The organism is Streptomyces sp. NPDC050549 (genome assembly GCF_040655035.1).
GTDB lineage: Bacteria > Actinomycetota > Actinomycetes > Streptomycetales > Streptomycetaceae > Streptomyces.
In genome coordinates this window covers 46,842-70,785 of the sequence record NZ_JBFAJD010000019.1, presented here as the reverse complement: position 1 = coordinate 70,785, position 23,944 = coordinate 46,842, and the positions used below count along the sequence as shown (strand labels likewise).

Sequence of the window (23,944 nt, the reverse complement as noted above, 5' to 3'; positions counted from 1 at the left end):
CGATGCGAAGAGTCAGTGCGGTCCGTGCGGTGCGAACTCCGAGCCGCACGGACCCGCTCCGGCGCTCTCCGTGAGCGGCACCCGCTCGCCGCTCATCGTGATCGTGCGGTAGAAACTCCCGATCCGGTCGGCCGAGCGGCCCACGTAGTGCCCGATGAACGAACGGCGGAAGCGGTCCGCGCTGCGATTGGGCTGCGAGCCGTGCACCAGGCTGCCGTTGAAGAACAGGACGTCCCCGGGCGCCATGTCGACCGGGACGGCAGAGAGCCCGGGCGGCGGGGGAACGTACTCGCGGGCGAAGGACACCCCGGGATCCGCCTCCTCCGGGCAGAACACGTCCATGCGATGGGTGCCGGGCACGACCTCCAGGCCGCCGTTGTCCCGGTCGATCTCGTCGCAGGCGATCCACGCGGCCACACAGGTGCCGGGCTCGGCCCGCAGATAGAAGTTGTCCTGGTGCAGCGCCTGGCCCCGGGCTCCGGGCGGCTTGAAGTAGAACATGCTCTGCGCGGCCAGCACCTCTTCGCCGAACAGGGTTTCCAGGACGTCCCGCAACCGCGGGTCCAGCAGGAAGCGCAGGGCGAGGTCGTCGATCTCGTGCGGGTGCATCACCCTCGGATATGCCAGCAGCGGATCGTCGGAGGCGCGCGGCGCGAAGTGGCCGGGCACCGGGCCCGCCGCGTGCAGTGCCGTGAACCGGTCGCGGAGCCGGTCGATCTCGTCGTGGCTGAACAATCCGCGCGCGACCGTGAACCCGTCCTCCTCGAACGCGCCGATGTCCGTGGCTGTCATGCGGGACCTCCTCGGTGTGGTGTCACTCCCACAGTGTCAGGAGGCCGGGCGCCCGCCTATTGGTTGGTCGTGAACGCTCTCATCGGTGCGGGGGTGGCAGGTGTCAACTCCTGTGGCGACACCGTCCGGTCGGGCGATGGGCCCGGCGGCTCGAACATGACCTGGGAAGACGGGAGGAGCGGCGGTGTGCCCGACCGGTGTGCCGGACGCACTCGGCTGCACCCGGTCAATGGTTTTGGGATTTCCCGTGCGGATACGGTGGCAATCCCATGACGGACCCCATTGACGAATCGTCAAATGAGTGGTGCCGGAACGCAATGCACAAAACCGCGGAAGACCTTGTTCCGTCTCGCTGACCTGTGCAAAGGTGTGCCTGTCGGCGTGCGGACATTAGATGATTCCCCTCTGCGCGCACGAGGCCGCTCCCGTACGCCACTCCCCTTGCTTCAAAAGAGCTGCCCCAGGCGGATGTTGGAGTTGCCGTCAATCGGACGGGCGGACCCTGTCGGCTCGTCGGCGCAGTCGCATACCCGCCGGTATGGACTATATTCCGCGTTTCACCTGGAGGAATGCAGCCGTGACGGACCCAGGTCCCTCGAATTCCCCGACTTCCGCTCACCACTTCGAAGTGACCGACGAGCAGCTCAGCGCCGAGCTGAAGAAGTGGACGGGGACGACGCCAGCGCTGCAACCGGTCGGCGAACTGCTGGACCGGCACTGGGAAGCAGCCTTCGCCTATGCGGGGCTGTGCACCGACGGGCCGCACCACGCCGGAATGCTCACCACGGCCGCTTTCACCCGGCTCTTCGGAGAATCCCTTCGGCAGTCCGGACCGAGCGCGGCCTGGCGACCTCAGGTGCTGGTCACCGTCCGCCGTATCGCCGGGGAATGGGACACCGACCGCCGGCAGGAAATGCTCCACCCGAACCTGCGCTCGGCTGCCGGCGACGGCGACCGCGTCGCCGCCCGGCTGCTCCCGGTGCCCGAACGGCGCCTGCTCTCCCGGGCGTTCCAGCGGCTGCCCCAGACTGCGCGCACCCTGCTGTGGCACCTTGAGGTCGAGAACGAGCCGACCGCGATAGCCGCCGGACTCGTCGGCCTCGACGAGGAGGGCGCCCGCATCGAACTCGGCCGCGCCGTCGTCCGGTTGCGCGAGGAATGCCTCCTGGTCCACCGCGAACTCGCCCACGACGACGAGTGCCAGCTCTACATCCGGCTGCTGGACGTCACCTTCCGGCGCGGCGGCGCGGAGGTCGACCCGGACCTCGGTATGCACCTCACGGTCTGCAAGCACTGCCGGCACACCGCCGACCAGCTGAACCAGTTCAACGCCGGACTGGGCGTGGCGCTCGCCGAGGCGGTGCTCGGCTGGGGCGCACGCGCCTACCTGGAGGTCAGGGCCGGCAGCCGCAACCTGCCCGCGCAGATGTCGTCCGCCTCGACCGAACTCGCCCTGCGCTCCGGCCCGCGCCGCGGCGAACTCAGATCGGCCCACAAGGCGGCCCGCCGCGTCCGCCGCCGCAACCTCACCGCGGCCGTGCTCACCGTGAGCGGACTGGTCGTCCTCCCGCTCGTCCTGTGGTCCGCAGGCGGCTCCGGCGGCGCCAAGAGCACGACCGAGAAGCAGGCCACCGGCGCCTCCGGCACCGGCAAGGAGTCCGCCAACCCCTCCTGGGTCGGCGCCAACGACACGACGCAGGGCACGCTCAGCGGCCGGCTGCACAACGTGGACTCCGGCCTGTGCATCGGCGTCGTGGGCAACAAGCCCCTCAAGGGTGCCGAGGCCGAACTGCAGACCTGCTCGTCGGCGGCCGGCCAGCAGTGGTCGTACGAGACCGACGGACAGCTGCGCAGCACCGCCGACCCCGGCCTGTGCCTCGACTCGCACCTCGCCTACGAGGTACAGCTCGCCCCCTGCACGAGCGCGTCCTCGGCGACCGCGAAGAACATCCGCTACGACTTCACCCTCCAGGGCATCCTCGTACCGCGCTGGAACCAGGACCAGGCGCTGACCCCCGCCTCCACCGACGGCGGCGGCGCGCTCGTCCTGAAGACCCGCGCGGACGGCACGGCGCAGCGCTGGGTCTTCGACACGTCGAAGGCCGACCCGCAGATGCAGGTCGTCAACTGGGACACCGACAGCAGCGACGCGCCGACCCCCACCAGCAAGAAGGCCGCCCCGACGGCCACGCCCACCCCGTCGGCGACACCCACTCCGACGCCGAGCGCGTCGACCCCGCAGTCCACGCCGACGACGTCGTCCCCGACCGACTACTGCGACGCCTACCCGACCTACTGCTCGGGCGGCGGCTGGGGCGGAGGCGGCGGATACGGCGGTGGGTACGGCGGCGGGTATGGCGGCGGGTACGGCGGCGGCCACTGAACCTCAGTGGTGCGGCGGTGGCGGAGGCGGCAGGGTCGAGATACCAGGCGCCGCCTCCGGCCAGACCAGCAGCACCGGACAGGGCGCGTGATCGACGGCGAACCGGACGGCGGGCCCCAGACTGTGCGGGCCCAGCCGGGCCCGGTCGCCGTCGCGGGCCAGCACCAGCAGATCGGCGTCCCCTGCGGCGGCCACCACCTCCCGCTCGACCCGCCCGGCCCGCTCCATCCGTTCGCACGGCCGCCCCAGCCGCTCGGCCGCCGCGTCCAGCAGTTCAGCCGCAGACGTGCTGCCCAGATTCTCCAGCCGGGTCCCGGGATCACGCCCCGGACCGCCCCGTCCGAGCAGCCCGGCGAACGCACCGTGCGCAACACCGGGCACGTCCGGCCCGCTGACATGCAGCAGCACCACGTCGGAATCCTCCGGCGCATGCGTCCGTACGGCGTCCACGCAGGCGGGCCAGGTGCCCTCGACCAGCCAGGCGATCACACGCATTCGGCCTCCCTCGGTGTCAGAGAACCTGGAGCGACACCCACAGTGCCACCGTCGCGGGGACGAGCGCCGACGGCACGGCGAGCAGCCCCAGCTTCGTGAACTCCTTGAGATCCACGCCGTGTTCGTGCTGATGCACGATCCGCCGCCACAGCAGCGTCGCGAGCGACCCGGCGTACGTCAGGTTCGGCCCGATGTTCACCCCGAGCAGCACGGCGAGCACGGCCCCCGGCCCGGACTGCGCGGTCAACGGCAGCAGAACCAGCACGGCCGGCAGATTGTTGATGAGATTCGCCAGTACGGCGGCCAGCGCGGCGATCCCGAGCAGGGCCGCGATCCCGGTCCCACCGGGCAGGACATGCCCGAGCGCGTCGGAGAGCCCGTTGTCCACCACCGCCCGCACCACGATTCCGAGCGCCAGCACGAACGCAAGGAAGGACGGGGCGGCGGCCCGTACGACCGTCAGCGGGGTCGCCTGCCGCCGCAGCAGCCCCCGGCCGGCCATGACGAGCGCCCCCGCGAACGCGGCCCACGCAGGATCGATACCGATCGCCGAGGTCAGCACGAACCCGGCGAGCGTGCAGGCGACGGTCGCCAGCGCGAACACCGGCAGCTCGGGCGTGTCGCCGGAGGCCGGCGACGGCGCGGCCGCCGCGAGGTCGCGGGCGAAGAACTTCCGGAACACCAGGTACTCGGCGCCGATCGCGACCAGCCAGGGCAGCGCCATCAGCCCGGCGAACCGGGTGAAGCTCAGGCCGCTCGCCGCGAACGCGAGAAGGTTCGTGAGGTTGGAGACCGGCAGGAGCAGGGAGGCCGTGTTCGACAGGTGCGTGCACGCGTAGACGTGCGGCTTGGGACGCACACCCATCCGGGACGCCGTCGCGAACACGACCGGCGTCAGCAGCACGATGGTGGCGTCCAGACTCAGTACGGCGGTGATCGCGGAGGCCAGCGCGAACACCGCCGTCAGCAGCCGGCCCGGGCTGCCCTTCGCCCACTCGGCCATCCACGCCCCGCAGGCCCGGAACAGGCCCTCCACATCGCAGAAGTGGGCGAGCACCAGCACCGCGGCGAGGAACCCGACCACCGGCCCCAGCTGCTCGGCCTCCGCCCGCGCGTGGTCGAGCGAGATCGCCCCGGTCGCCACGGCGATCCCGGCGGCCGGGACGGCCATCACCGCCTCCGGCCATCCGAAGGGACGGACGACGGCCCACACGAGGACGGCGACGAGCAGGACGACGGACAGTGCTTCGGCGAGCGGGGTGTTCAGGGGTCGGTCCTCCGGGACGCGGGCAGTGGTGCCCGCCCCATGTAACCAGGCCGCGTCGGAAAGCCCGCGCTCAGGCGCCCGTTCCCGCGCTGAACACCGTCAGCCGCACCGAGGACGAGTTGCCCGACACGGGCACCGCGCCGTTCGTCCACGTCACCTTCAGCGGGTCCTTCTCGTCGGGCGGGGTCACCACCAGCGTGGTGGGGGTCGCCGTCTTCGCGCCGCTGATCTCCGGATTGGAGAAGGTCAGCCCCGCCCAGGCGCTCTGCCCCGGCTTCAGCGTGACCGTGGTGACGGCGCTGCCCGTCTCGCGCACGGGGTCCGGGCCCAGCTGCGTGCCGGACGCGTTCACGAACGCGGCGCCGGGATAGCCGCGCACCGTGCAGGTACGGCCGGAGAAGTTGGTGAGCACGATCGGGAAGTTCTCCTGCCCGGCGCCCGGGTCGTTGCCGCCCACCGTGGCCTTCAGCTCGGAGGTGTGGCACCGGCTGCTGCTCGCGGCGGAGGTGCTGGAACCCGTGGAGGGGGACGAGGAGGTGGCCGAACCCGACGAGGCGGAGTCGGACCCGGAGTCGGAGCCGCCCGACGAGGTGACCGGAGTGCTGGACCCGTCGGCCGAGGCGTCGCCGCCCGCGGGAGCGGCCGTACCCGACTGGGTCTGCGGGCTGCTCACCGTGCCGCTCCCGTTGCCGCAGGCCGTCGTCAGGCCCAGGACGGCGACCGCGCTCACGAGAAGGGCCGCCCGGCGCAGGGACTGGGACGTGTTCGCCATCTTCAACACTCCTGGTGGTTCACCCCACAGCGCCTCGCGCGCTGTCACTGGGGTCCGATGCGCGTACGCACCGAAAGGTTCGCTGGATCGACGACTTTCTTACGACAGTGGATCAGGTGACCCGGAGCGAGCGCAGTATGCGCGAGGTCGCGTCACCGCTGCGCTGCCGTATCTGGACGTACACCTGGGGCTGCGCGGCGCCGCCGACCAGGCGCAGCGCGGTCTCCGAGAGGGTGCCGGTACCGCCCGAGCAGTCGCTCCAGGTGCGGATCGTGCCGCGCCAGGTGGCGCTGGAGTAGGCGCGGCTGCCGTCGTAGTGGCAGCCGGAGTGGGCGATGCCGTCCACCTTCGTCGCCACGCTGCCCTGCTCGCTCAGGCCGACGAACACGCCGTTCGCGTCCGCCGAGAGGTCCGGCCATTTCGCCAGGTCGTCGGCGACGGCCAGCCCCGGTTCCTGCCCGGCCGTCAGCCCGATCGAGTGCGGGTCCCAGCCCGCGTCGCGCAGCTGACGGCCCCAGGAGGCCGGTACCTCGACCACCAATCGCCCGGTGCTGTCCTTGACCGTCAGTACCGAACTCCCCGACGACAACGGCAGGTTGAGCACCGCGGCGCCCGCCCCTGCGGCCACGACGACGAACAGCCCCGCCATCAGCGCGACCCCCCGGTGCCGTCCGCGCGGCTTGTGCACCGGGGAGGCCTGGGCGGCCTGGGCGGCCAGCCGCTCCAGCTCCTCCGCGAACGCCCGTGCCGTCGGCCAGCGCCGCTCGCGGTCCGGCTCCAGCGCCCGCAGCAGGGCCCGCTGCACCTCGGGGGAGAGATCGGGCCGCAGCCGGTCCGGCCGTAGGACCTGACCGGGCGCTCCCGGAACCGTGCCGGTGGCCAGCTCGTAGCCGAGCGCGCCCAGGCTGTACACATCGGCCCGCTCGTCGATGCCCGAGCCGGGCTGCGCCTGCTCCGGCGGCTGATAGCCCGCCGAACCCGCGGCCAGGGTGAGACCCGAGGCATGCGCCAGGCTCTTCGCCAGGCCCAGGTCGGCGAGCAGGACCCGCGCGGTGCCGTCCGGGGCGGTGCGCAGCAGCACATTGGTCGGCTTGATGTCCCGGTGCACGATCCCCGCCTCGTGCAGCGCGGCGGCGCCCCTGGCGGCCAGCGCGGTCAGCCGCAGCACCTCGGGCACGGGCAGCGGGCCGGCGGCGAGCAGATCGGCGAAGGTGCCGGCGTCGGCATACTCCATCACGAAGTACGGCCGCCCGTCGGGCAGTTCACCGATGTCGTAGACCTGCACCACCCGGTTCGAACCGGCCCTGCGCAGCAGCCGGGCCTCGGAGAGGAAGCGCTCGCGGATGTCCATGCGGTGCGCCCAGTTCTCGGCGAGGACCTTCACGGCCACCGGGGCCTCGAGCTCGTCGTCGTGCGCGAGCCAGACCGTGCCGAACGCGCCGCTGCCCAGGCGGCGTTCAAGGCGGTAGCGGCCGATCTGTTCGACGTAGTGCATGGGACTATCATGCCTGCTCGGAGATCGAGGCGGAGGAGTGGATCCAGTGCAGGACACGGCGCCGACCGAGGAGCTGGCCAGGCGCGCGGCAGCCGGTGACGCGGCCGCTCTCGACGCGCTGCTCAGGTCGATCCAGCCCGACGTGGTACGGCGGTGCGGACGGTTCCTGCCGTGCCGGGAGGACGCCGAGGAGGCCGCGCAGGACGTACTGCTGCAAGTCGCCCGGAAGATCGGCACGTTCGAGGGCCGCAGCCTCTTCAGTACCTGGCTCTACACGGTCGTCGCCAACGGCGCCCGGCAGAAGTACCGCGAGCTGAAGCGGCGGGCCGCCGAGCAGCCGGCCGTGATCGATGTCATGCAGCATGTCGACCCGCGCACCACGAGTGTGATCGCCGGGTCGAAGATCGACCTCCTGGAGGCGATCGAGCGCCTTGAGCGGGAGTCCCCGCACCTGGTCGAGCCGCTGGTGTACCGGGACATCTGCAAGCTGGAGTACGCCGAGATCGCCGAGCGCCTGGGCATCCCGCTCGGTACGCTGAAGTCCCGGCTGCACGAGGCCCGCCGCCAGGTCAGGCCCTGGTTGACCGACCTCTCCTGACGCCTCAGTCCTCGTCGAACAGGGACAGCTCCGCCCAGATCGTCTTGCCGTCGGCCGTGTGCCGGCTGCCCCAGCGCTGGGTGAGCTGGGCGACCAGCAGCAGTCCGCGGCCGCCCTCGTCCCAGGTCTTGGCGCGGCGCAGGTGCGGGGCCGTGTGGTTGGTGTCGGACACCTCGCAGATCAGCGTGGTCGCGTCATGGATGAGCCGGAGCCGGATGGGGTGCGCGCCGTAGCGGATGGCGTTGGTGACCAGCTCGCTCACCACCAGTTCGGCGGTGAACCCGGCCTCGCTGAGGTTCCAGGTGTCGAGCTGCTCCACGACCTGTTTGCGGATCGGGGCGACGAGTGACGGGTCGGCCGGGATGTCCCAGGTGGCGACCTGCTCGGCGGGCAGGCCCTGGGTGCGGGCCAGCAGCAGTGCCACGTCGTCGGCGGTGCCGCCCGGCGGGAGCACGGCGTGCAGGATGCGGTCGCAGGTCTCCTCCAGGGAGTCGGAGGAGGCGTACAGCGCGTCGAACAGCAGCCGGTGACTGTCGTCGAGGTCCCGCTCGCGGTTCTCGGTCAGCCCGTCGGTGTACAGCGTGAGCACGGTGCCCTCGGGCAGCTCGAACTCGGCCGACTCGAAGGGGAGTCCGCCCAGGCCGAGCGGTGGCCCCGCGGGCAGGTCGATGTGCTCGGGCGGGCCTCCCGGCCGGATCATGATCGGCGGCGGATGTCCGGCGCGGGCCAGCGTGCAACGCCGGGACACGGGGTCGTACACCGCGTACAGGCAGGTCGCGCCGACCTCGCCGGGGCTGCCCTCGCCGCCGGCCTCCGCGGACAGCCGTACGACCAGGTCGTCCAGGTGGGTCAGCAGTTCGTCCGGGGCCAGGTCGATGTCGGCGAGGGTGCGGACGGCCGTGCGCAGCCGGCCCATGGTGGCGGAGGCCTGGATGCCGTGGCCGACGACGTCCCCGACGACCATGGCGACCCGCATCCCGGACAGCGGGATCACGTCGAACCAGTCGCCGCCGACCCCGGCACGCGCCGCCGGCAGATAGCGCGAGGCGGCTTCCAGGGCGGCGGTGCGCGGCAGTTTGCGGGGGAGCAGGCTGCGCTGGAGCGCGAGCGCGGTCTCGCGTTCGCGGGAGAAGCGGCGGGCGTTGTCGATGCAGACGGCGGCGCGGGCAGTGACCTCCTCGGCCAGCAGCACGTCGTCCTCGGTGAACGGGTCGATGCGCCGGTACCGGGTCAGGACCGCAACGCCGAGGGTGACGCCCCGGGCCTGGATCGGCACCGCCATCGAGGAGTGGATCCCGTACTCCTGCACGCGCCTGGAGCGGGTCCTGTCCCAGGCCAGCCAGAGTTCGAGGTCCCGGCCCGAGGCCACCAGGGTGCGGCCCGCGACCAGCGCGTCGGCCTGCGGGGACTGGGCGGGGTACAGGTCCGACTGGCCCGGCTTGGCGACCGCCTCGGGGCTGCCCTGCTGCACCGAGGCGTGCGCGGCCCGGCGCAGCCTCACCGGTGCGGTGATCGCCGCCGGCGGCTCGCCACCGTGCTCCTGCGGGTCCAGCAGGTCGATGCTGACGAAGTCGGCCAGGGCCGGCACACAGACATCCGCGAGCTCCTGGGCCGTACGGGTGACGTCGAGGGTGGTGCCGATGCGGACGCTCGCCTCGTTGACCAGTTGCAGCCGCTCGCGCGCCAGGTAGTTCTCGGTGAAGTCGTGCGCGGCCAGACACACGCCCCGCACCCGTCCCTCGGTGTCGGTGATCGGCGCCATCCGGGCCAGCCAGGCGTGCGCGGCGTCCTCGCCGCCGGTGCGCATGTAGATCTGGAAGTCCTGGGCGGTGCCGGAGGTGAGCACGCGCAGCATGTACTGCTCCAGCTCCGCGCTCTGCGTCTTGCCGCCGATCTCGGTGATCCGCAGGCCCTGGATCCGCTCCTCGGGCAGGCCGATCACCTCGGCCATCGCGTCGTTGACCCGGCTCAGCCGCAGGTGCTCGTCGTAGACCGCGATGGCGCACGGCGACTGGGTCAGCGCGGCGGTCGCGAGGGGGTCCTCCGCGGCTTGCGGGCCGCCGCCCTCCAGCGGTGTCACCACGAGCCAGTCGCCCGGTCCGCCGTCCCTGGGGCGCCGGTGGTGGGCCAGCAGCCACACCGGTACGGCACGGCCGTCCCGGTGCCACAGCGTGACCGTGCCGTCCCAGCGGGCACCGGTGGGAACCGGGAGCGCCCCGGTGCCACCGGCCAGCAGCCGTACGGCCGGGCGGCCCACGACCTCCGCCGCGGTGTGGCCGAGGAGCCGCTGCGCCCCCGCGTTCCACTCCAGCAGAGTTCCGGCATCGTCGATGACAACCCGCGCCGTCGCGGCATCGTCGAACGGGTAGACCGGACTCATCGTCGCCACTCCATCGCGCGCACTCACAGTGAACAACCAGGCCACTTGTGTTCCAGCCTAGTGCGTCACGGTCCCGCGCGGACGAGAACCCCCGGGCCCGGGGAGCAAGGCGGTCAAGGGGGAAAACCGGTCGAAGTGGCGCACTGGACGGGTGGCCGCCCCCGCACTCTTGACGGCCCTGCGTGGCACCCCGTCAGAATCTGTTCGGTCACGATCAGTTGTGAGTACTTCTGGGCCCTGATGAGGGAGAGCCGCCATGACGGTCACTCGCAGATCGGTTTTGATCGCTTCTACGGCCGCGCCGACGGCCATGTCACTCCTGGCCACCCCGGCCGCACGCGCCGCCGGCGCCACGGCGGACGCGTCCGGCCGCCACACCGTCGCGCTGCGGGACGGCTGGCGCTTCGCGCTGGTCAATCCGGGCGGGATCACCGACCCGACCGGCGCCTACGCGGACGCCGCCGCACCGGACTACGACGACTCGGCCTGGCGCGAGGTCGCGGTCCCGCACGACTGGAGCATCGAGCAGACCCCCACCACCGCGAACGGCACGACCAGCGGCACCGGCTTCTTCCCCGGCGGCCTCGGCTGGTACCGGATCGCCTTCACCCTGCCGCCGGCCTTCGCGGGCAAGCGGATCTCGGTGGAGTTCGACGGCGTCTACATGGACTCCTACGTCTACTGCAACGGCACGCAGGTCGGTCAACACCCCTACGGATACACGGGGTTCGCCCTCGACCTCACCGACCTGGCGCACACCGACGGCAGCACGGAGAACGTGGTCGCCGTGAAGGTGCAGAACCAACTGCCCAGCAGCCGCTGGTACTCGGGCAGCGGCATCTACCGCGAGGCCCGCCTGGTGATCACCGAGCCGGTGCACGTCGAACGCTGGGGAACCTACGTCACGACGCCGGACATCACCGCCGAACGGGCCGTCGTCCGAGTGCGGACGTCCGTGCTGAACGAGTCGGGCGCCGCGAGCGAGGTCGAGATCCGATCGCGGATCGCCGACCCCGGCGGCCGGACCGTGGCCCGAGCCACCTCCACGGCGAGTGTCGCCGACCGCGACACCGAGACCCATGAACTCGCCGTCCCCAAGCCCAAGTTGTGGGACATCCAGACGCCGGACCACCGCTACACCCTGGAGACCGAACTGCGCGTGGGCGGCAAGCGGGTCGACACGTACCGCACGACCTTCGGCATCCGCAGCTACCGATTCGACCCCGACGAGGGCTTCTCCCTCAACGGAACCCCCACCAAGATCAGGGGAGTCGACCTCCACCACGACCAGGGCGCCCTCGGCTCCGCGATCAGCCTCGACGCCGTGCGAAGGCAGTTGACCATCATGAAGTCGATGGGCGTCAACGCCTTCCGCACCTCCCACAACCCGCCCTCGCCGCAGATCGTCCGGGCCTGCGAGGAGCTGGGCATCGTGATGATGGTCGAGGCCTTCGACTGCTGGCACACCGGCAAGACGACCTACGACTACCACCGGTTCTTCGACACCTGGTGCGAGTCGGACGCCACCGAGATGGTCCGCGCCACCCGCAACTCGCCCGCCGTGGTGCTCTGGTCCATCGGCAACGAGATCCCCGACTCGACCTCCACCGCCGGGCTCGCCATGGCCGACCGCATCATCGGCGCCGTCAAGGCGGCTGACGACAGCAGGCCCGTGGTCATAGGCTCCGACAAGTACCACTCCGTGCCGGCGAAGGGCTCCGCGGCCGACCTCATGCTCGCCAAGCTGGACGGTCTGGGCCTCAACTACAACACCGCCAAGTCCGTCGACGCCCTGCACGCCGCCTATCCGCACTTGTTCCTCTTCGAGTCGGAGTCCTCCTCCGAGACCTCGACCCGGTCCACCTACCAGGAGCCGGAACACCTCAACACCGGCGAGAACCACACTCCGGGCAGACGCGCGACCTCCTCCTACGACAACAACCTCTCCTCCTGGACGATGAGCGGCGAGTACGGACACAAGAAGGACCGAGACCGGAAGTGGTTCGCGGGCCAGTTCCTGTGGTCCGGCATCGACTACATCGGGGAGCCCACGCCGTACAACGTGTTCCCGGTCAAGGCGTCCTTCTTCGGCGCGGTCGACACGGCGGGCTTCCCGAAGGACATGTACCACCTGTTCCGAAGCCAGTGGGTCGACGAACCCATGGTCCATCTGCTGCCGATGACCTGGAACCACGAGCCGGGCGACACGGTCGAGGTCTGGGCCTACGCCAACGTCGACACCGTCGAGCTGTTCCTCAACGGAAAGTCCCTGGGGGCCCGGACGTTCGACACCAAGAAGACCACCGACGGCCGCACCTACCTGGAGACCACCGAGGCCACCGGCGACGACAGGACCTTCACCACCGGCCCCTACCCGGGCAGCTACACCAGCCCGAACGGCAGCGCGGGCAAACTCCACCTCGGCTGGAAAGTGCCCTACGAGCCGGGCGAGTTGAAGGCCGTGGGGAGCAGCGACGGCAGGACGGTGGCGACGGACGTGCTGCGCACCGCGGGTGCCGCGCATGCCGTGCGCCTCACGGCCGACCGCAAGTCCCTTGCGGCCGACGGCCGTTCACTGGTCTTCGTGACCGCGGAGATCGTCGACGCCCATGGCGTCGTGCTGCCGGACGCCGAGGACCTGATCGCCTTCGCGGTGACGGGCGGCTCCCTGGCCGGGCTGGACAACGGGCGGGAGGAGAGCGCCGAGCGCTACCAGGCGAGCACCCGAACCGCCTTCCACGGCAAGGCACTTGCGATCGTGCGGTCCGGTACGCGGGCCGGCGCGCTGAAGGTGACGGCGCGCGCGGAGGGGCTGCGGACCGGCACGGTCACCGTCCGCACGACACCCGCCCGGGACATGGCCGCGACACCGGCACCGCGCTTCGAGGCCGACTACCCGGCACCCCCGAACTACCCCTACGCCGACGCCAGTTACTCGGGCCGCCCCGACACCCTTCCGGCCACCGTGCTGGACGGCGACCCGGCCACCGGCTGGTCCAACGCCTTCGCCAAGTCGGCCACGGCCCTGCTGCCCGCCTTCAGCGGTGCCCGCGAGCAGGACTGGTTGTCGGTGGACTGGGGGAGGACGCGGTCCTTCGACCGGGTTGAGGTGTCGTTCACCGTGGACGCGACGCACAGTCTGCCCGCGGCGGTGGCGGTCGCGGTGTGGGACGACGGTGGATGGGTGCCGGTCGAGGGAACGGCCGTCGACTGGGCCACGGCCTCGGACAGCCCGACCGTCGTCACCTTCGACGCCGTGCGCGGCTCCCGGCTGCGGCTGACCTTGACGAGCAGCCGTCCGGGGGTGGCCCAAGGGGCGGTGCGGATCGGCAAGTTGGAGGCTCCCGCCGGATAGCGGGCAGTCGCTCGGTCAACGGTCCGGACGGAAATCTGGCCTGTCCGGACCGTTGACGGGATGTCATGTCTAGAACAGCATGGCCTGCGTCCGCATCTGGGAGCGCTCCCATCGTGCATGGCGTCGGAGCGCGCCCCCACCTCCCCGAGGAGCCCAGACGTGAAACGACGCAGAACGACCCTGCTCGCCGCCACTGCCCTCCTCGCGGCGGCCCTCACCGCCCTGCCGGCGGGCCCGGCCGGAGCCGACGAGATCGAACAGGTCAGGAACGGCACCTTCGACACCACCACCGCACCCTGGTGGACGACGAGCAACGTCACCGCGGGCCTCTCCGACGGACAGCTCTGCGCCGACGTCCCCGGCGGCACGACCAACCGCTGGGACGCCGCGATCGGCCAGAACGACATCACGCTGGTCAAGGGCGAGTCGTACAAGTTCGCCTTCACGGCGTCGGGTTCGCCCGAGGGACACGTGGTGCGGGCCATCGTCGGGCTGTCCGTGGCGCCGTACGACACCTACTACGAGATCAGCCCCGAGCTGAGCACATCGGGCAACTCCTCTGCGTACACGTTCACTTCGCCCGTCGACACCACACAGGGGCAGGTCGCCTTCCAGGTCGGCGGGAGCGCGGAGGGCTGGCACTTCTGCATGGACGACGTGTCCCTGCTCGGCGGTGTACCGCCAGAGGTGTACGAGCCGGACACCGGACCCCGTGTGCGGGTCAACCAGGTCGCCTATCTGCCGGGCGGGCCGAAGAACGCGACGCTGGTGACCGCGTCGACGGCCGTGCTGCCCTGGGAGTTGAGGAACGCGGCCGGTGCGGTGGTCGCGCACGGGCGGACCGTGCCGCGCGGCACCGACGTGGCGTCCGGGCAGAACGTGCAGTCCATCGACTTCGGTGCGTACCGGGGGCGCGGCGAGGGCTTCACACTGGTGGCGGACGGCGAGACGAGCCGGCCCTTCGACATCGGGACCGCCGCCTACGAGCGCTTGCGGCTCGACTCGTTGAAGTACTACTACACGCAGCGCAGCGGCATCGCGATACGCGACGACCTGCGCCCCGGGTACGCCCGTCCGGCCGGTCACCTGAATGTCGCCCCCAACCAGGGCGACGCGAACGTGCCCTGCCAACCCGGCCTGTGCGACTACACACTTGACGTCACCGGCGGCTGGTACGACGCGGGGGACCACGGCAAGTACGTCGTCAACGGCGGTATCTCCGCCTGGGAGTTGCTCAGCACCTACGAACGCTCACTGCTGGCCCGTACCGGACAGCCCGCGAAGCTGCGCGACGGAACCCTCGCCATCCCGGAGAGCGGCAACAAGGTGCCGGACGTGCTCGACGAGGCCCGTTGGGAGCTGGAGTTCCTGATGAAGATGCAGGTGCCGGACGGGCAGCCGCTGGCGGGCATGGCCCACGACAAGGTCCACGACGAACAGTGGACCGGGCTGCCGCTGCTGCCGAGCCAGGACCCGCAGAAGCGCGAACTGCACGCGCCGACCACGCAGGCGACGCTGAACCTGGCGGCGACGGCGGCGCAGGCGGCCCGCCTGTACCGGCCCTACGACCGTCAGTTCGCGGCGAAGGCGCTCAAGGCGGCGCGGAAGGCCTGGGCGGCGGCGCTGGCACACCCCACGGTCTACCCGGACCCGAACGACGGCACCGGCGGTGGCGCCTACCCCGACGACAACGCCACCGACGAGTTCTACTGGGCGGCGGCCGAGCTGTATCTCACCACCGGGGAACGGCAGTTCGCCGACCAGGTCACCAACTCGCCGCTCAACACCGCCGACATCTTCGGCAGCCTCGGCTTCGACTGGGCGCGGACGGCGGCCCTCGGCCGGCTCGACCTCGCCACCGTCCCCAGCCGACTCCCCGGCCGGGACAAGCTCCGCCGCTCCGTGATCGAGGGCGCCGACACCTACCTGGCCACGCTGCGGAGCCAGCCCTACGGCATGCCGTATGCACCGCCCGGCAACCTCTACGACTGGGGCTCCAACAGCCAGATCCTCAACAACGCGCACGTCATCGCCACTGCGTACGACCTGACCGGCGCCGCGAAATACCGTGACGGCGCGCTTCAGAGCATGGACTACATCCTCGGCCGCAACGCCCTCAACATGTCGTACGTCACCGGCTACGGAGAGGCCAACTCCCACAACGAGCACAGCCGCTGGTACGCCCACGAACTCGACCCGGTCCTCCCGAACCCACCGAGTGGAACCCTTGCGGGCGGCCCCAACTCGTCCATCCAGGACCCCTACGCACAGAGCAAACTCACCGGCTGCGTCGGCCAGTTCTGCTACATCGACGACATCCAGTCGTGGTCGACGAACGAGACGGCGGTGAACTGGAACGCGGCGCTGGCGTGGATGGCCTCGTTCGCGGCGGATCAGGGATGATCTCCGGACGAGCACATTCGCCGAGGTCGTCGTGCCGGCCCCGTACGCGCCGAGGTGAGGGAGCCGCTGACCCGGGACGATCCGGAGCGCACCCGGCGTGGCCGGTTCGTTCCGATCCAGAGCCAGTGGGGGACGTCGTTCGGCGCGGGATGGGCCACCGGGTTCGAGCGCATGCGCTCACGGGAGGGGCTCCTGAAGCATCTCGAGTCGCTCCCGCGGCCCATGCCGGAGAGCGTCCAGGTGCTGATCCACGACCAGGACGACGAGTGCTTCGGCCTGTGGATGCTCCATGACGGGAAGCTCGTGGAGGTAACCCTCCCGCGCACCGTCAGGTTCCACCAACCGGCCCCGCCCACAGAGGAGTTCCCGCCTGATCCGGGCTGCCTTCTGCGGACGGACCAGGACCGCGAGCTGCCCGAGCGGACCCCGGTGCACCTCCAGGATCCGCGGCCGGCCCGGCAGCGGACGCGCTACGGCTCCCGCTCGACCAGTTCCCTCGGCCGTTTGTGCGCGGTGAGTGTGTGGAGTTCCGCCTGGTCCAGTGGCCGGTGGACCTCCACGTACCCGCCGTGCGGCAGGCGCTTGATCACGCCCGTCTCGCGGCCGTGCAACACCAGTTTCGCGTCCCGGAGTTGGAGGCCCAGGCAGATGCGGCGGGTGACGGCGAAGGAGAGGACCGGGACGGCGAACACCGCCACCCGCACCGTCCACGTCACCGTGTTGATCGACAGATGGAGGCGCGTCGCCACGATGTCGTTGCCGCCGCCCGCCAGGAGGATCAGGTAGAGGCTGATCCAGGCGACGCCGAGGCCCGTGCGGTTGGGACGGTTGCGGGGGCGGTCCAGGAGATGGTGTTCGTGGTGGTCGCCGGTTCGCCGGGACTCCAGGAACGGGTACGCGCCGATGAGGACGAGGAGGAGCGGGAAGACCACGATAGGGATCAGTACGCCGAGCACCAAGGTGTGGCCCCACAAGGTGACTTCCCAGCCCGGCATCACGCGGACCAGGCCCTCCGCGAAGCCCAGGTACCAGTCGGGCTGGGCGCCCGTGGAGACCTGGTCGGCGCGGTAGGGGCCGTAGGACCAGACGGGGTTGATGGACGCCACCGCCGCGAGGAGGGTGAGCGCGCCGAAGACCAGGAAGAAGAAGCCGCCCGCCTTCGCCAGATAGACCGGCATGAACGGGGAGCCCACCACGTTCCGTTCGGCGCGTCCGGGGCCCGCGAACTGGGTGTGCTTGTGGTGCACGACGAGGATGAGGTGGACGACCACCAGTGCCGCCATGACGCCGGGGATCAGCAGCACGTGCAGTGAGTAGAAGCGGGACACGACGTCGTGGCCGGGGTACTCGCCGCCGAACAGGAACATCGACAGATACGTCCCGACGACCGGGACCGAGAGCAGCGCGCCGTCCACGAAGCGCATCCCCGTGCCCGACAGCAGGTCGTCCGGCAGTGAGTAGCCGAAGAGGCCCTCGAACAGGCCGAGGAACAACAGGGTCCAGCCGAACAGCCAGTTGAGCTCGCGCGGCTTGCGGAACGACCCCGTGAAGAAGTGCCGCATCATGTGCGTGACCATCGCGGCGATGAACACCAGCGCTGCCCAGTGGTGCAGTTGACGGACCAGCAGTCCGCCGCGCACGTCGAAACTGAGGTGCAGCGTCGAGGCGTAGGCGTCGGACATCCTGATGCCGTTCAGGGGGACGTAACTCCCGTGGTACGTCACCTCGTTCATCGACGGGTGGAAGAACAGGGTGAGGTAGACGCCGGTGAGGATCAGCACCACGAAGCTGTAGAGACAGATCTCGCCGAGCAGGAACGACCAGTGGTCCGGGAACACCTTGCGCAGATACTGCTTGGCGAGCGAGTGGATGCCGAGGCGGCCGTCGAACCAGTCGGCGACGCGCTCGCCCCGTGAGGACTCGGACGGGGTGGTCACTGGTCCTCCTCGTCGTCCTTGCGCACATGCGTGAGCTTCTCGGGGTTGGTCACGATGTAGACCCCGGACACCTGGTCGCCCTCGGGCGTGAGGTCCATGACCATCACCGCGTACGGCGCGTCGCCCTCGAACAGCACGGCCGCCTCGTCGCCGTTGACGCGCCGGTAGCTCAGCTCCAGGTCCTGCGGACGGCGCCTGCCCGCGAAGGAGTTGATGAGGCGGACCGCCTTGTCCCGGCCGTGCACCGGACGCAGGCCCGCCGGCTTCCGGTTGCCCCCGCTGTCCGTCCAGACCGTTACGTCCGGCGCGAGGATCTCCATCAGCGAGGCGATGTCCCCGCCGATCGCGGCCCGCACGAACCGTTCCGTAGCCTCCCGCCGCACCCGGGGATGCGCCTCGTACAACGGCCGCCGCGCGTGCACATGGGCCCGCGCCCGGTGCGCCAGCTGGCGTACGGCGGCAGGGGAGCGCTCGATGATGTCCGCGATCTCGGTGTGGGCGTAGCCGAACACCTCGTTGAGGACGAACACCGCCCGCTCCAGCGGGCTCAGCGACTCCAGCACCACCAGCATGGCCAGCGAGACGGACTCGGCGCGCAGCGCCGGGTCGACGGGGTCGTCGGCCGGGCCGAGCAGGGGTTCCGGCAGCCACGGGCCGACATACGTCTCGCGGCGGCGGCTGATGGTGGCGCGGCGCTGCAGCGCGTGGTTGACGGCGATCCGGACCAGATAGGCGCGCCGGTTGGTGATGGTGTCGAGCGGCGAACGGCGGGCGCGCGCCGTCCAGGACAGCCAGGTCTCCTGGAGGACGTCGTCGGTGTCGGCGACGCTGCCCAGCATGTTGTAGACGAGACTGAACAACAGCTCCCGATGGTCCATGAAGTCATCGGTCGCCTCTTCGGTGACAGCGATCTCGGACATACCTGCGCCTCCCCGGTGCGTGCTCACTACTGCGAGGGCTGCCGGGGGCCGGAATGTGACAGCCGAGGGGGCAAATGTGACGTACGTCTCTGCGCATCGGCGCCGTGTCACATCCGGCGGCCGCCCCGGCCTCTTGACCGCGAGTCCTACGCAAGGAGACCGACATCGTGTTCAAGAAGTGGCACGGCAACCCGTGGGCGATCCTCGTGACGCTCTCGCTCGGGTTCTTCATGACCCTCCTCGACCTCACGATCGTGAACATCGCGATCCCCCGGCTCGGAGCGGACCTCGACGCGTCCCTGGACGAGATCCTCTGGGTCGTCAACGCCTACACCCTGGCGCTGGCCGTCCTGCTGATCACCGGCGGACGCCTCGGCGACCTGCGCGGCAAACGCAATCTGTTCGCCGCCGGAGTCGCCCTGTTCACCCTGGCCAGCCTCGCCTGCGGCCTCGCGCAGGACCCGGCGCAGCTCATCGGGTTCCGCGCGGTGCAGGGCCTGGGCGCGGCGCTGCTCATGCCGCAGACCCTGTCGATCATCACCGAGGTGTTCCCGGCCGACCGGCGCGGAGTCGCGATGGGCATCTGGGGCGCCGTGGCGGGCGTCTCCGGCGCGCTGGGCCCGATCCTCGGCGGAGTGCTGATCACCCATCTGTCCTGGCGGTGGATCTTCTTCGTCAACCTGCCGATCGGCGCGCTGGTGCTCGTACTGACCAGGGCGGTCATCCCGGGAGCCGAGCGCACGGTACGGCGCCGCTTCGACGTCCCCGGCGTCACCCTCGCCTCAACTGCCCTGTTCTGCCTGGCATTTGGGCTGACGGAGGGGCAGCGCTACGACTGGAATGCCTGGATCTGGGGCCTGTTCGGCGCGGCGGCCGTCCTCTTCGCGGCCTTCCTGCTCCACGAGCGCGGACAGCAGACCGGCGAACCCCTGGTCCCCTTCTCGCTGTTCAGGGACCGGAACTTCACGCTCGTCAACTTCGTGGGCGTCACCGTGTCGTTCGGTGTGGTCGGCATGTTCCTGCCCCTGACGATCTATCTGCAGTCCGTGCTCGGGTTCAGCGCCCAGAAGGCGGGACTGGTCCTGCTGCCCGTCGCCCTCGGCTCGTTCGTCGTGGCGGGACCCGCCGGAGCCCTCGCGGACAGGCTCGGCGGCAAGTTCATCCTGATGGGCGGGCTGCTCGCCTGGGCGGGCGGACTGATGTGGGTGGTCGGCGTCGCGGACGTGGGCACGGGCCGGCCGACCATCGCCTTCCCGCTCTTCCTCACCGGCCTCGGCGTCGGCTGCACCTTCGCGCCCATGGCCACCGAGGTCATGCGAGGCGTTCCGCCCCGGCTCGCCGGAGCCGCCTCCGGTGTCACCAACGCGCTGCGCCAGGTCGGCTCGGTGCTCGCGGGCGCCGTGATCGGCGCGGTGCTGCAGGCCCAGCTCGCCTCCTCGCTCACCGAACAGGCCCGGGCCGGCGCCGGGCAACTCCCCACCGCCTACCGGGAGTCCTTCGTCGCCGCGTTCTCCAAGTCCGAGTCGGACATCGGCGCCGGGCAGCAGGGCGGCGCCCCGTCCGGCGTCCCGCACGACATCGCCGAGCGGATGCGCGCCCTCGGCGGTCACGTCTTCGCCGACGGCTTCGTCAACGCCATGGGACCCGCCGTGTACGTCGCCGTGGCCGTCCTGCTGACCGGCGCTCTCGCCTGTCTCGCCGTACGACGGCACCAGGGGCCGTCCGCCAACCCGCACGCTCTGCCCGTGTCCGGGCCCGAACTGGAGGAAGCCGCACGATGACCATCGACTTCACGCCCATGTACGCCTCCCACGACGCCTTCCGGCGCGACCTGGAGCGGCTCGCCGGGGCGGTCGCGGACGGCAGGGCGCACACCGCTCCGGTCCTCGCAGGCTGGGAGAACTTCAAGCACCAGCTCCACATCCACCACACCGCCGAGGACAGTGACCTGTGGCCGCGCGTCCGGACGCGGGTCGGCGCGCGTACGCGGGACCTCGGGATGCTGGACGAGATGGAGGCCGAACACGCCCGTATCGACCCGCTGCTGGCCGCGGTGGACGCCGCGCTGGCCGATCGGGCCTTCGAACTCCCCGATCTGGTAAGGGCGTTGCGGGCGACCCTCGACGATCACCTCAAGCACGAGGAGGACAGCGCGCTGCCGCTGATGGGGGAGGTGCTGACCGACGCGGACTGGGCCGCCTTCACCGGGCGGCTGCGGGAGACACAGGGGCTGCGCGGGGCCGCGGTGTTCGTGCCGTGGCTCGTCGACGGGGTGTCGGCGGTGGACCGGGAACGGTTCCTGGGGGCGTTCCCGCCGCCGGTGCGGGTGCTGAACCGGGTCTTCTGGGAGGCGAGTTATCGGCGCAGGGGGCTGTGGTCGACGCGCTAGGGCCAGGTCGCCCGGTACCGTCGGGTGTGCCTCCTGACCTGGTGTTATTTACGGGTGAGTACCCGAGCGGTACCGTGAGGTCATGCCAGCTCTCAACGTGGAGTTCAGCGATCGCGAGCTAGAGGACCTGCGGCAGATCGCCAAGGAGCGCGGTACGTCGATGAAGGCCCTCGTCCGGGAGGCCGCCGCCGCCGACATTGCCCGGCACCGGGCGCTGCAGGAGGGGGCCGAGGCCTTCCGTCGTTTCTTCGCGACGCACGCCGACGAGTTCGCCGCGGCCTTCCCGGAGGACGAACCGGCGGCCAAGGGCGAGGGGCGGGTCGCCTGACGCATGCCCGTCATCCATATCGACGTGCCGTGGCTCCTCCAGCGCCATGAGGAAGTGCTCCCGGACCAGCCCGCCATCAACGACTTCTCGGCGTTGGTGGCGGCCGTCGCCCGGCACCGCGTCGACCCGCCCCGCCTCGGTGTCGACTCCGACCCCGCCTGGCGGGCCACCGCCCTGCTGCACACCCTCGCCCTGCTCAAGCCCCTGCCGTCCGCCAACGCCCGTTTCGCCTGCGCCACGGCGGTCGCCTACATGTTCGTCAGCGGCGTCGGCATCGATCCGCCGTACGGCGCGCTCGTCGACCTGACCCGCGACCTGATCTCCGGGAAGACGGACGTGTACGGGGCGGCGGAACGGCTGCGTTCCTGGCAGATCTGAGCGTCACCGGTCCTCGTGCGCCGGTGACGTGTCCTCGGGTACGCCGTCTCCGGACGCGGCGAGGCTGCCCAGCAGGCCCAGCAGCTCCGCGCTGCGGCTGCCCGGCTCGGCGTGGAAGACGACCGTGCTCAGGGCGTCCGTGCCCGGGATCTCGAACTTGTTGGACCGCAGCTCGAAGTCGCCGACCAAGGGATGGCTGAGGAGACTGATCCGGCCGACCATCGGCCGCACCTCGTGCCGGCTCCACAGCAGCCGGAACCGCTCGCTGCGCACGGACAGCTCGCCCACCAGCTCCACCAGCCGCGGATCGTCGACATCGGGACCGATGTGACCGCGGAGCGTCGCCACGCCTTCGGCGGTCAACTCCTCCCAGTCGCGGCGCAGTTCGCGTTCGGCGGGGTCGAGGAACACCGCTCGCAACAGGTTCGTACCCGGCACATAGTTCGGGGACAGCGCCCGGCACAGCGCGTTGGCCGCGAGACAGTCCGTGAACCGGTTCTGCACATACGCCGGATGCCCCGACCAGGTGTCCAGCAGTTCACGCACGCTCGCCGGCACCGTCTCGGGCCTCCTGGCCCGCCTGCGGGACGCGGCCGGCCGCTCCGGCTGCGCCAGGCCCAGGAGATGGGCGCTCGCGGCGGCGTCCAGGCGCAGCACCCTGGCCAGCGCCTCCAGCACCTGTGCGGACGGGTTGCGGTCCCGGCCCTGCTCAAGGCGCAGGTAGTAGTCGGAGCTGATACCGGCCAGCAGGGCGACCTCCTCCCGGCGCAGCCCCGGCACCCGGCGCAGCCCGCCGCCGCTCAGGCCCACGTCCTCGGGCCGGACCCGCTCCCGGCGGGCCCGCAGAAACTCACCGAGCGCGTTCTTGCTGTCCACCCCACCACCGTAGATCCGAATCCGCGCAGGTGGGTGTCCCCGTCACTACCAGGAACATCCGGGTACTGCCTGCCCGGCCGCGACGGACGCAGAGTCGGTCACCAGACGCCCCATCTACCGAAAGGCGCGCCATCATGGCCGACACCGTTTCCGGCGGCACTCTCACCCCCGCAGAGGGCCTCACCCTCACCCGCATGGGATACGGCGCCATGCAACTGGCCGGCCCCCACGTCTTCGGCCCGCCGAAGGACCGCACCGAAGCGGTGGCCGTCCTCCGCGAGGCCGTCGAGCGGGGTATCACCCACATCGACACCAGCGACTTCTACGGCCCGGTCGTCGTCAACGAGATCATCAAGGAGGCCCTCCACCCCTACCCCGACGGCCTGCACATCGTGACCAAGGTCGGCGCCCGGCGCGGCCCCGACGGCAGCTGGATCATGTCCCGCCACCCCGAGGACCTCAAGGCGCAGGTCCACGACAACCTCCGCAACCTCGGGCTCGACGCGCTCGACGTGGTCAACCTCCGGCTCGGTGCCCAGGACACCGCGGACGAGGAGTCGATCGGCGAGAAGTTCGGCGCCCTGGCCGAGTTGCGGAAGGCGGGGCTGATCCGGCACCTGGGACTCAGCACGGTCTCCGCCGCCCAACTGGCCGAGGCGCAGGCCATCGCCCCGGTGGTCACCGTGCAGAACCTGTACAACCTGGCCAACCGGCAGGACGACGCCCTCGTCGAGCGGTGCGCCGCGGAGAACATCGCGTTCGCCGCGTACTTCCCGCTCGGCGGGTTCACCCCGCTGCAGTCGAAGATCCTCACCGAGGTCGCCGCCCGGCTGGACGCCTCGCCCCAACAGGTCGCCCTGGCCTGGCTGTTGCAGCGCTCGGCGACCACCGTCCTGATCCCGGGCACCTCGTCCCGCGCCCATCTGCGCGAGAACATCGCTGCCGCGGACCTGGTGCTGCCCGCCGACGCGATCGCCGAACTCGACACGATCGGTGGCGAGGCCCAGGCCCGGTGAAGGGAGGGCGGGGGTGGGCCGCCCCCGCCCTCGGGGCCGCCGACCGAGGGCGGGAGGAGCAGGGTCGGCGGCCGTTTGGCGCGGGAGAGCCGCCGTCCAGCGCGTGGCCTCCGAGAAGGGCCGATTCCAGTGGACCGCGCGGTGCCGTGCGCCGGGAGCG

18 protein-coding genes are annotated in these 23,944 nt (G+C 70.9%); 9 read left to right on the top strand and 9 right to left on the bottom strand.

The window, feature by feature from the left end; translation table 11 throughout:
- Positions 1 to 12: 12 nt before the first annotated feature.
- A complete protein-coding gene (locus AB0I51_RS26430; protein WP_362979144.1) occupies positions 13 to 792 on the bottom strand; it encodes a phytanoyl-CoA dioxygenase family protein in 780 nt (259 codons plus the stop codon).
- Positions 793 to 1,330: 538 nt separating this feature from the next.
- On the opposite strand from AB0I51_RS26430, the gene AB0I51_RS26425 reads away from it, so the two are divergent.
- Positions 1,331 to 3,175: a ricin-type beta-trefoil lectin domain protein gene (locus AB0I51_RS26425; RefSeq protein ID WP_362979142.1), complete on the top strand. Its 1,845-nt coding sequence runs from the start codon at positions 1,331 to 1,333 to the stop codon at positions 3,173 to 3,175.
- A gap of 3 nt (positions 3,176 to 3,178) precedes the next feature.
- Here AB0I51_RS26425 and AB0I51_RS26420 read toward each other — a convergent pair whose 3' ends face one another.
- The 4 genes from AB0I51_RS26420 to AB0I51_RS26405 form a co-directional block, all read right to left on the bottom strand.
- Positions 3,179 to 3,670 (bottom strand): universal stress protein, encoded by a 492-nt coding sequence (locus tag AB0I51_RS26420; protein WP_362979140.1) that lies wholly within the window; start codon positions 3,668 to 3,670, stop codon positions 3,179 to 3,181.
- Positions 3,671 to 3,686: 16 nt separating this feature from the next.
- Positions 3,687 to 4,937, bottom strand: coding sequence for an arsenic transporter (locus AB0I51_RS26415; protein ID WP_362979360.1), 1,251 nt, complete (start codon positions 4,935 to 4,937; stop codon positions 3,687 to 3,689).
- A gap of 70 nt (positions 4,938 to 5,007) precedes the next feature.
- Positions 5,008 to 5,709, bottom strand: coding sequence for a DUF4232 domain-containing protein (locus AB0I51_RS26410; RefSeq protein WP_362979138.1), 702 nt, complete (start codon positions 5,707 to 5,709; stop codon positions 5,008 to 5,010).
- 112 nt (positions 5,710 to 5,821) lie between these two features.
- The gene (locus AB0I51_RS26405) at positions 5,822 to 7,204 is read right to left on the bottom strand and encodes a serine/threonine-protein kinase (RefSeq protein WP_362979136.1); all 1,383 of its coding nucleotides are present in this window, start codon (positions 7,202 to 7,204) and stop codon (positions 5,822 to 5,824) included.
- A 46-nt stretch (positions 7,205 to 7,250) separates the two neighbouring features.
- Between AB0I51_RS26405 and AB0I51_RS26400 the strand changes: the two genes are divergently transcribed.
- Positions 7,251 to 7,802, top strand: coding sequence for an RNA polymerase sigma factor (locus AB0I51_RS26400; RefSeq protein WP_362979134.1), 552 nt, complete (start codon positions 7,251 to 7,253; stop codon positions 7,800 to 7,802).
- 4 nt (positions 7,803 to 7,806) lie between these two features.
- On the opposite strand, the gene AB0I51_RS26395 is transcribed toward AB0I51_RS26400, so the two are convergent.
- Complete coding sequence (locus AB0I51_RS26395; RefSeq protein WP_362979132.1) at positions 7,807 to 10,182, bottom strand: SpoIIE family protein phosphatase; 2,376 nt, start codon at positions 10,180 to 10,182, stop codon at positions 7,807 to 7,809.
- A 256-nt stretch (positions 10,183 to 10,438) separates the two neighbouring features.
- On the opposite strand from AB0I51_RS26395, the gene AB0I51_RS26390 reads away from it, so the two are divergent.
- Positions 10,439 to 13,537: a glycoside hydrolase family 2 TIM barrel-domain containing protein gene (locus AB0I51_RS26390; RefSeq protein ID WP_362979131.1), complete on the top strand. Its 3,099-nt coding sequence runs from the start codon at positions 10,439 to 10,441 to the stop codon at positions 13,535 to 13,537.
- A gap of 159 nt (positions 13,538 to 13,696) precedes the next feature.
- On the top strand, positions 13,697 to 15,940 hold the full coding sequence (locus tag AB0I51_RS26385) for a glycoside hydrolase family 9 protein (RefSeq protein ID WP_362979129.1): 2,244 nt from the start codon (positions 13,697 to 13,699) through the stop codon (positions 15,938 to 15,940).
- Between the two features lie 470 nt (positions 15,941 to 16,410).
- On the opposite strand, the gene AB0I51_RS26380 is transcribed toward AB0I51_RS26385, so the two are convergent.
- Together AB0I51_RS26380 and sigJ are read right to left on the bottom strand one after the other, a co-directional pair.
- Positions 16,411 to 17,877 (bottom strand): cytochrome bc complex cytochrome b subunit, encoded by a 1,467-nt coding sequence (locus tag AB0I51_RS26380; RefSeq protein WP_362979127.1) that lies wholly within the window; start codon positions 17,875 to 17,877, stop codon positions 16,411 to 16,413.
- Complete coding sequence (gene sigJ, locus AB0I51_RS26375; protein WP_362979125.1) at positions 17,874 to 18,797, bottom strand: RNA polymerase sigma factor SigJ; 924 nt, start codon at positions 18,795 to 18,797, stop codon at positions 17,874 to 17,876. Before sigJ ends, AB0I51_RS26380 begins: the two co-directional genes overlap by 4 nt.
- Positions 18,798 to 18,964: 167 nt before the next feature.
- On the opposite strand from sigJ, the gene AB0I51_RS26370 reads away from it, so the two are divergent.
- The 4 genes from AB0I51_RS26370 (at position 18,965) to AB0I51_RS26355 (ending at position 21,892) form a co-directional block, all read left to right on the top strand.
- Positions 18,965 to 20,578, top strand: a complete 1,614-nt coding sequence (locus AB0I51_RS26370; protein WP_362979123.1) for an MFS transporter — start codon at positions 18,965 to 18,967, stop codon at positions 20,576 to 20,578.
- The gene (locus AB0I51_RS26365; RefSeq protein ID WP_362979121.1) at positions 20,575 to 21,186 is read left to right on the top strand and encodes a hemerythrin domain-containing protein; all 612 of its coding nucleotides are present in this window, start codon (positions 20,575 to 20,577) and stop codon (positions 21,184 to 21,186) included. The genes AB0I51_RS26370 and AB0I51_RS26365 overlap by 4 nt, the downstream gene beginning before the upstream one ends.
- Before the next feature lie 82 nt (positions 21,187 to 21,268).
- Positions 21,269 to 21,514 carry a hypothetical protein gene (locus AB0I51_RS26360; RefSeq protein WP_019068554.1) on the top strand — a complete coding sequence of 82 codons (246 nt, stop codon included), beginning with the start codon at positions 21,269 to 21,271 and terminating at the stop codon, positions 21,512 to 21,514.
- 3 nt (positions 21,515 to 21,517) lie between these two features.
- Positions 21,518 to 21,892, top strand: coding sequence for a toxin Doc (locus AB0I51_RS26355; protein WP_362979119.1), 375 nt, complete (start codon positions 21,518 to 21,520; stop codon positions 21,890 to 21,892).
- A 3-nt stretch (positions 21,893 to 21,895) separates the two neighbouring features.
- On the opposite strand, the gene AB0I51_RS26350 is transcribed toward AB0I51_RS26355, so the two are convergent.
- Positions 21,896 to 22,768, bottom strand: coding sequence for a helix-turn-helix transcriptional regulator (locus AB0I51_RS26350; RefSeq protein ID WP_362979117.1), 873 nt, complete (start codon positions 22,766 to 22,768; stop codon positions 21,896 to 21,898).
- Between the two features lie 134 nt (positions 22,769 to 22,902).
- Between AB0I51_RS26350 and AB0I51_RS26345 the strand changes: the two genes are divergently transcribed.
- Positions 22,903 to 23,784, top strand: a complete 882-nt coding sequence (locus tag AB0I51_RS26345) for an oxidoreductase (protein ID WP_362979115.1) — start codon at positions 22,903 to 22,905, stop codon at positions 23,782 to 23,784.
- Positions 23,785 to 23,944: the final 160 nt, after the last annotated feature.

Bases quoted from the DNA above. Each gene is read 5' to 3' on its own strand.
- AB0I51_RS26430 (WP_362979144.1), bottom strand. From the start codon at position 792: ATGACAGCCACGGACATCGGCGCGTTCGAGGAGGACGGGTTCACGGTC.
- AB0I51_RS26425 (WP_362979142.1), top strand. From the start codon at position 1,331: ATGGACTATATTCCGCGTTTCACCTGGAGGAATGCAGCCGTGACGGAC.
- AB0I51_RS26420 (WP_362979140.1), bottom strand. From the start codon at position 3,670: ATGCGTGTGATCGCCTGGCTGGTCGAGGGCACCTGGCCCGCCTGCGTG.
- AB0I51_RS26410 (WP_362979138.1), bottom strand. From the start codon at position 5,709: ATGGCGAACACGTCCCAGTCCCTGCGCCGGGCGGCCCTTCTCGTGAGC.
- AB0I51_RS26405 (WP_362979136.1), bottom strand. From the start codon at position 7,204: ATGCACTACGTCGAACAGATCGGCCGCTACCGCCTTGAACGCCGCCTG.
- AB0I51_RS26395 (WP_362979132.1), bottom strand. From the start codon at position 10,182: ATGAGTCCGGTCTACCCGTTCGACGATGCCGCGACGGCGCGGGTTGTC.
- AB0I51_RS26390 (WP_362979131.1), top strand. From the start codon at position 10,439: ATGACGGTCACTCGCAGATCGGTTTTGATCGCTTCTACGGCCGCGCCG.
- sigJ (WP_362979125.1), bottom strand. From the start codon at position 18,797: ATGTCCGAGATCGCTGTCACCGAAGAGGCGACCGATGACTTCATGGAC.
- AB0I51_RS26365 (WP_362979121.1), top strand. From the start codon at position 20,575: ATGACCATCGACTTCACGCCCATGTACGCCTCCCACGACGCCTTCCGG.
- AB0I51_RS26360 (WP_019068554.1), top strand. From the start codon at position 21,269: ATGCCAGCTCTCAACGTGGAGTTCAGCGATCGCGAGCTAGAGGACCTG.
- AB0I51_RS26355 (WP_362979119.1), top strand. From the start codon at position 21,518: ATGCCCGTCATCCATATCGACGTGCCGTGGCTCCTCCAGCGCCATGAG.
- AB0I51_RS26345 (WP_362979115.1), top strand. From the start codon at position 22,903: ATGGCCGACACCGTTTCCGGCGGCACTCTCACCCCCGCAGAGGGCCTC.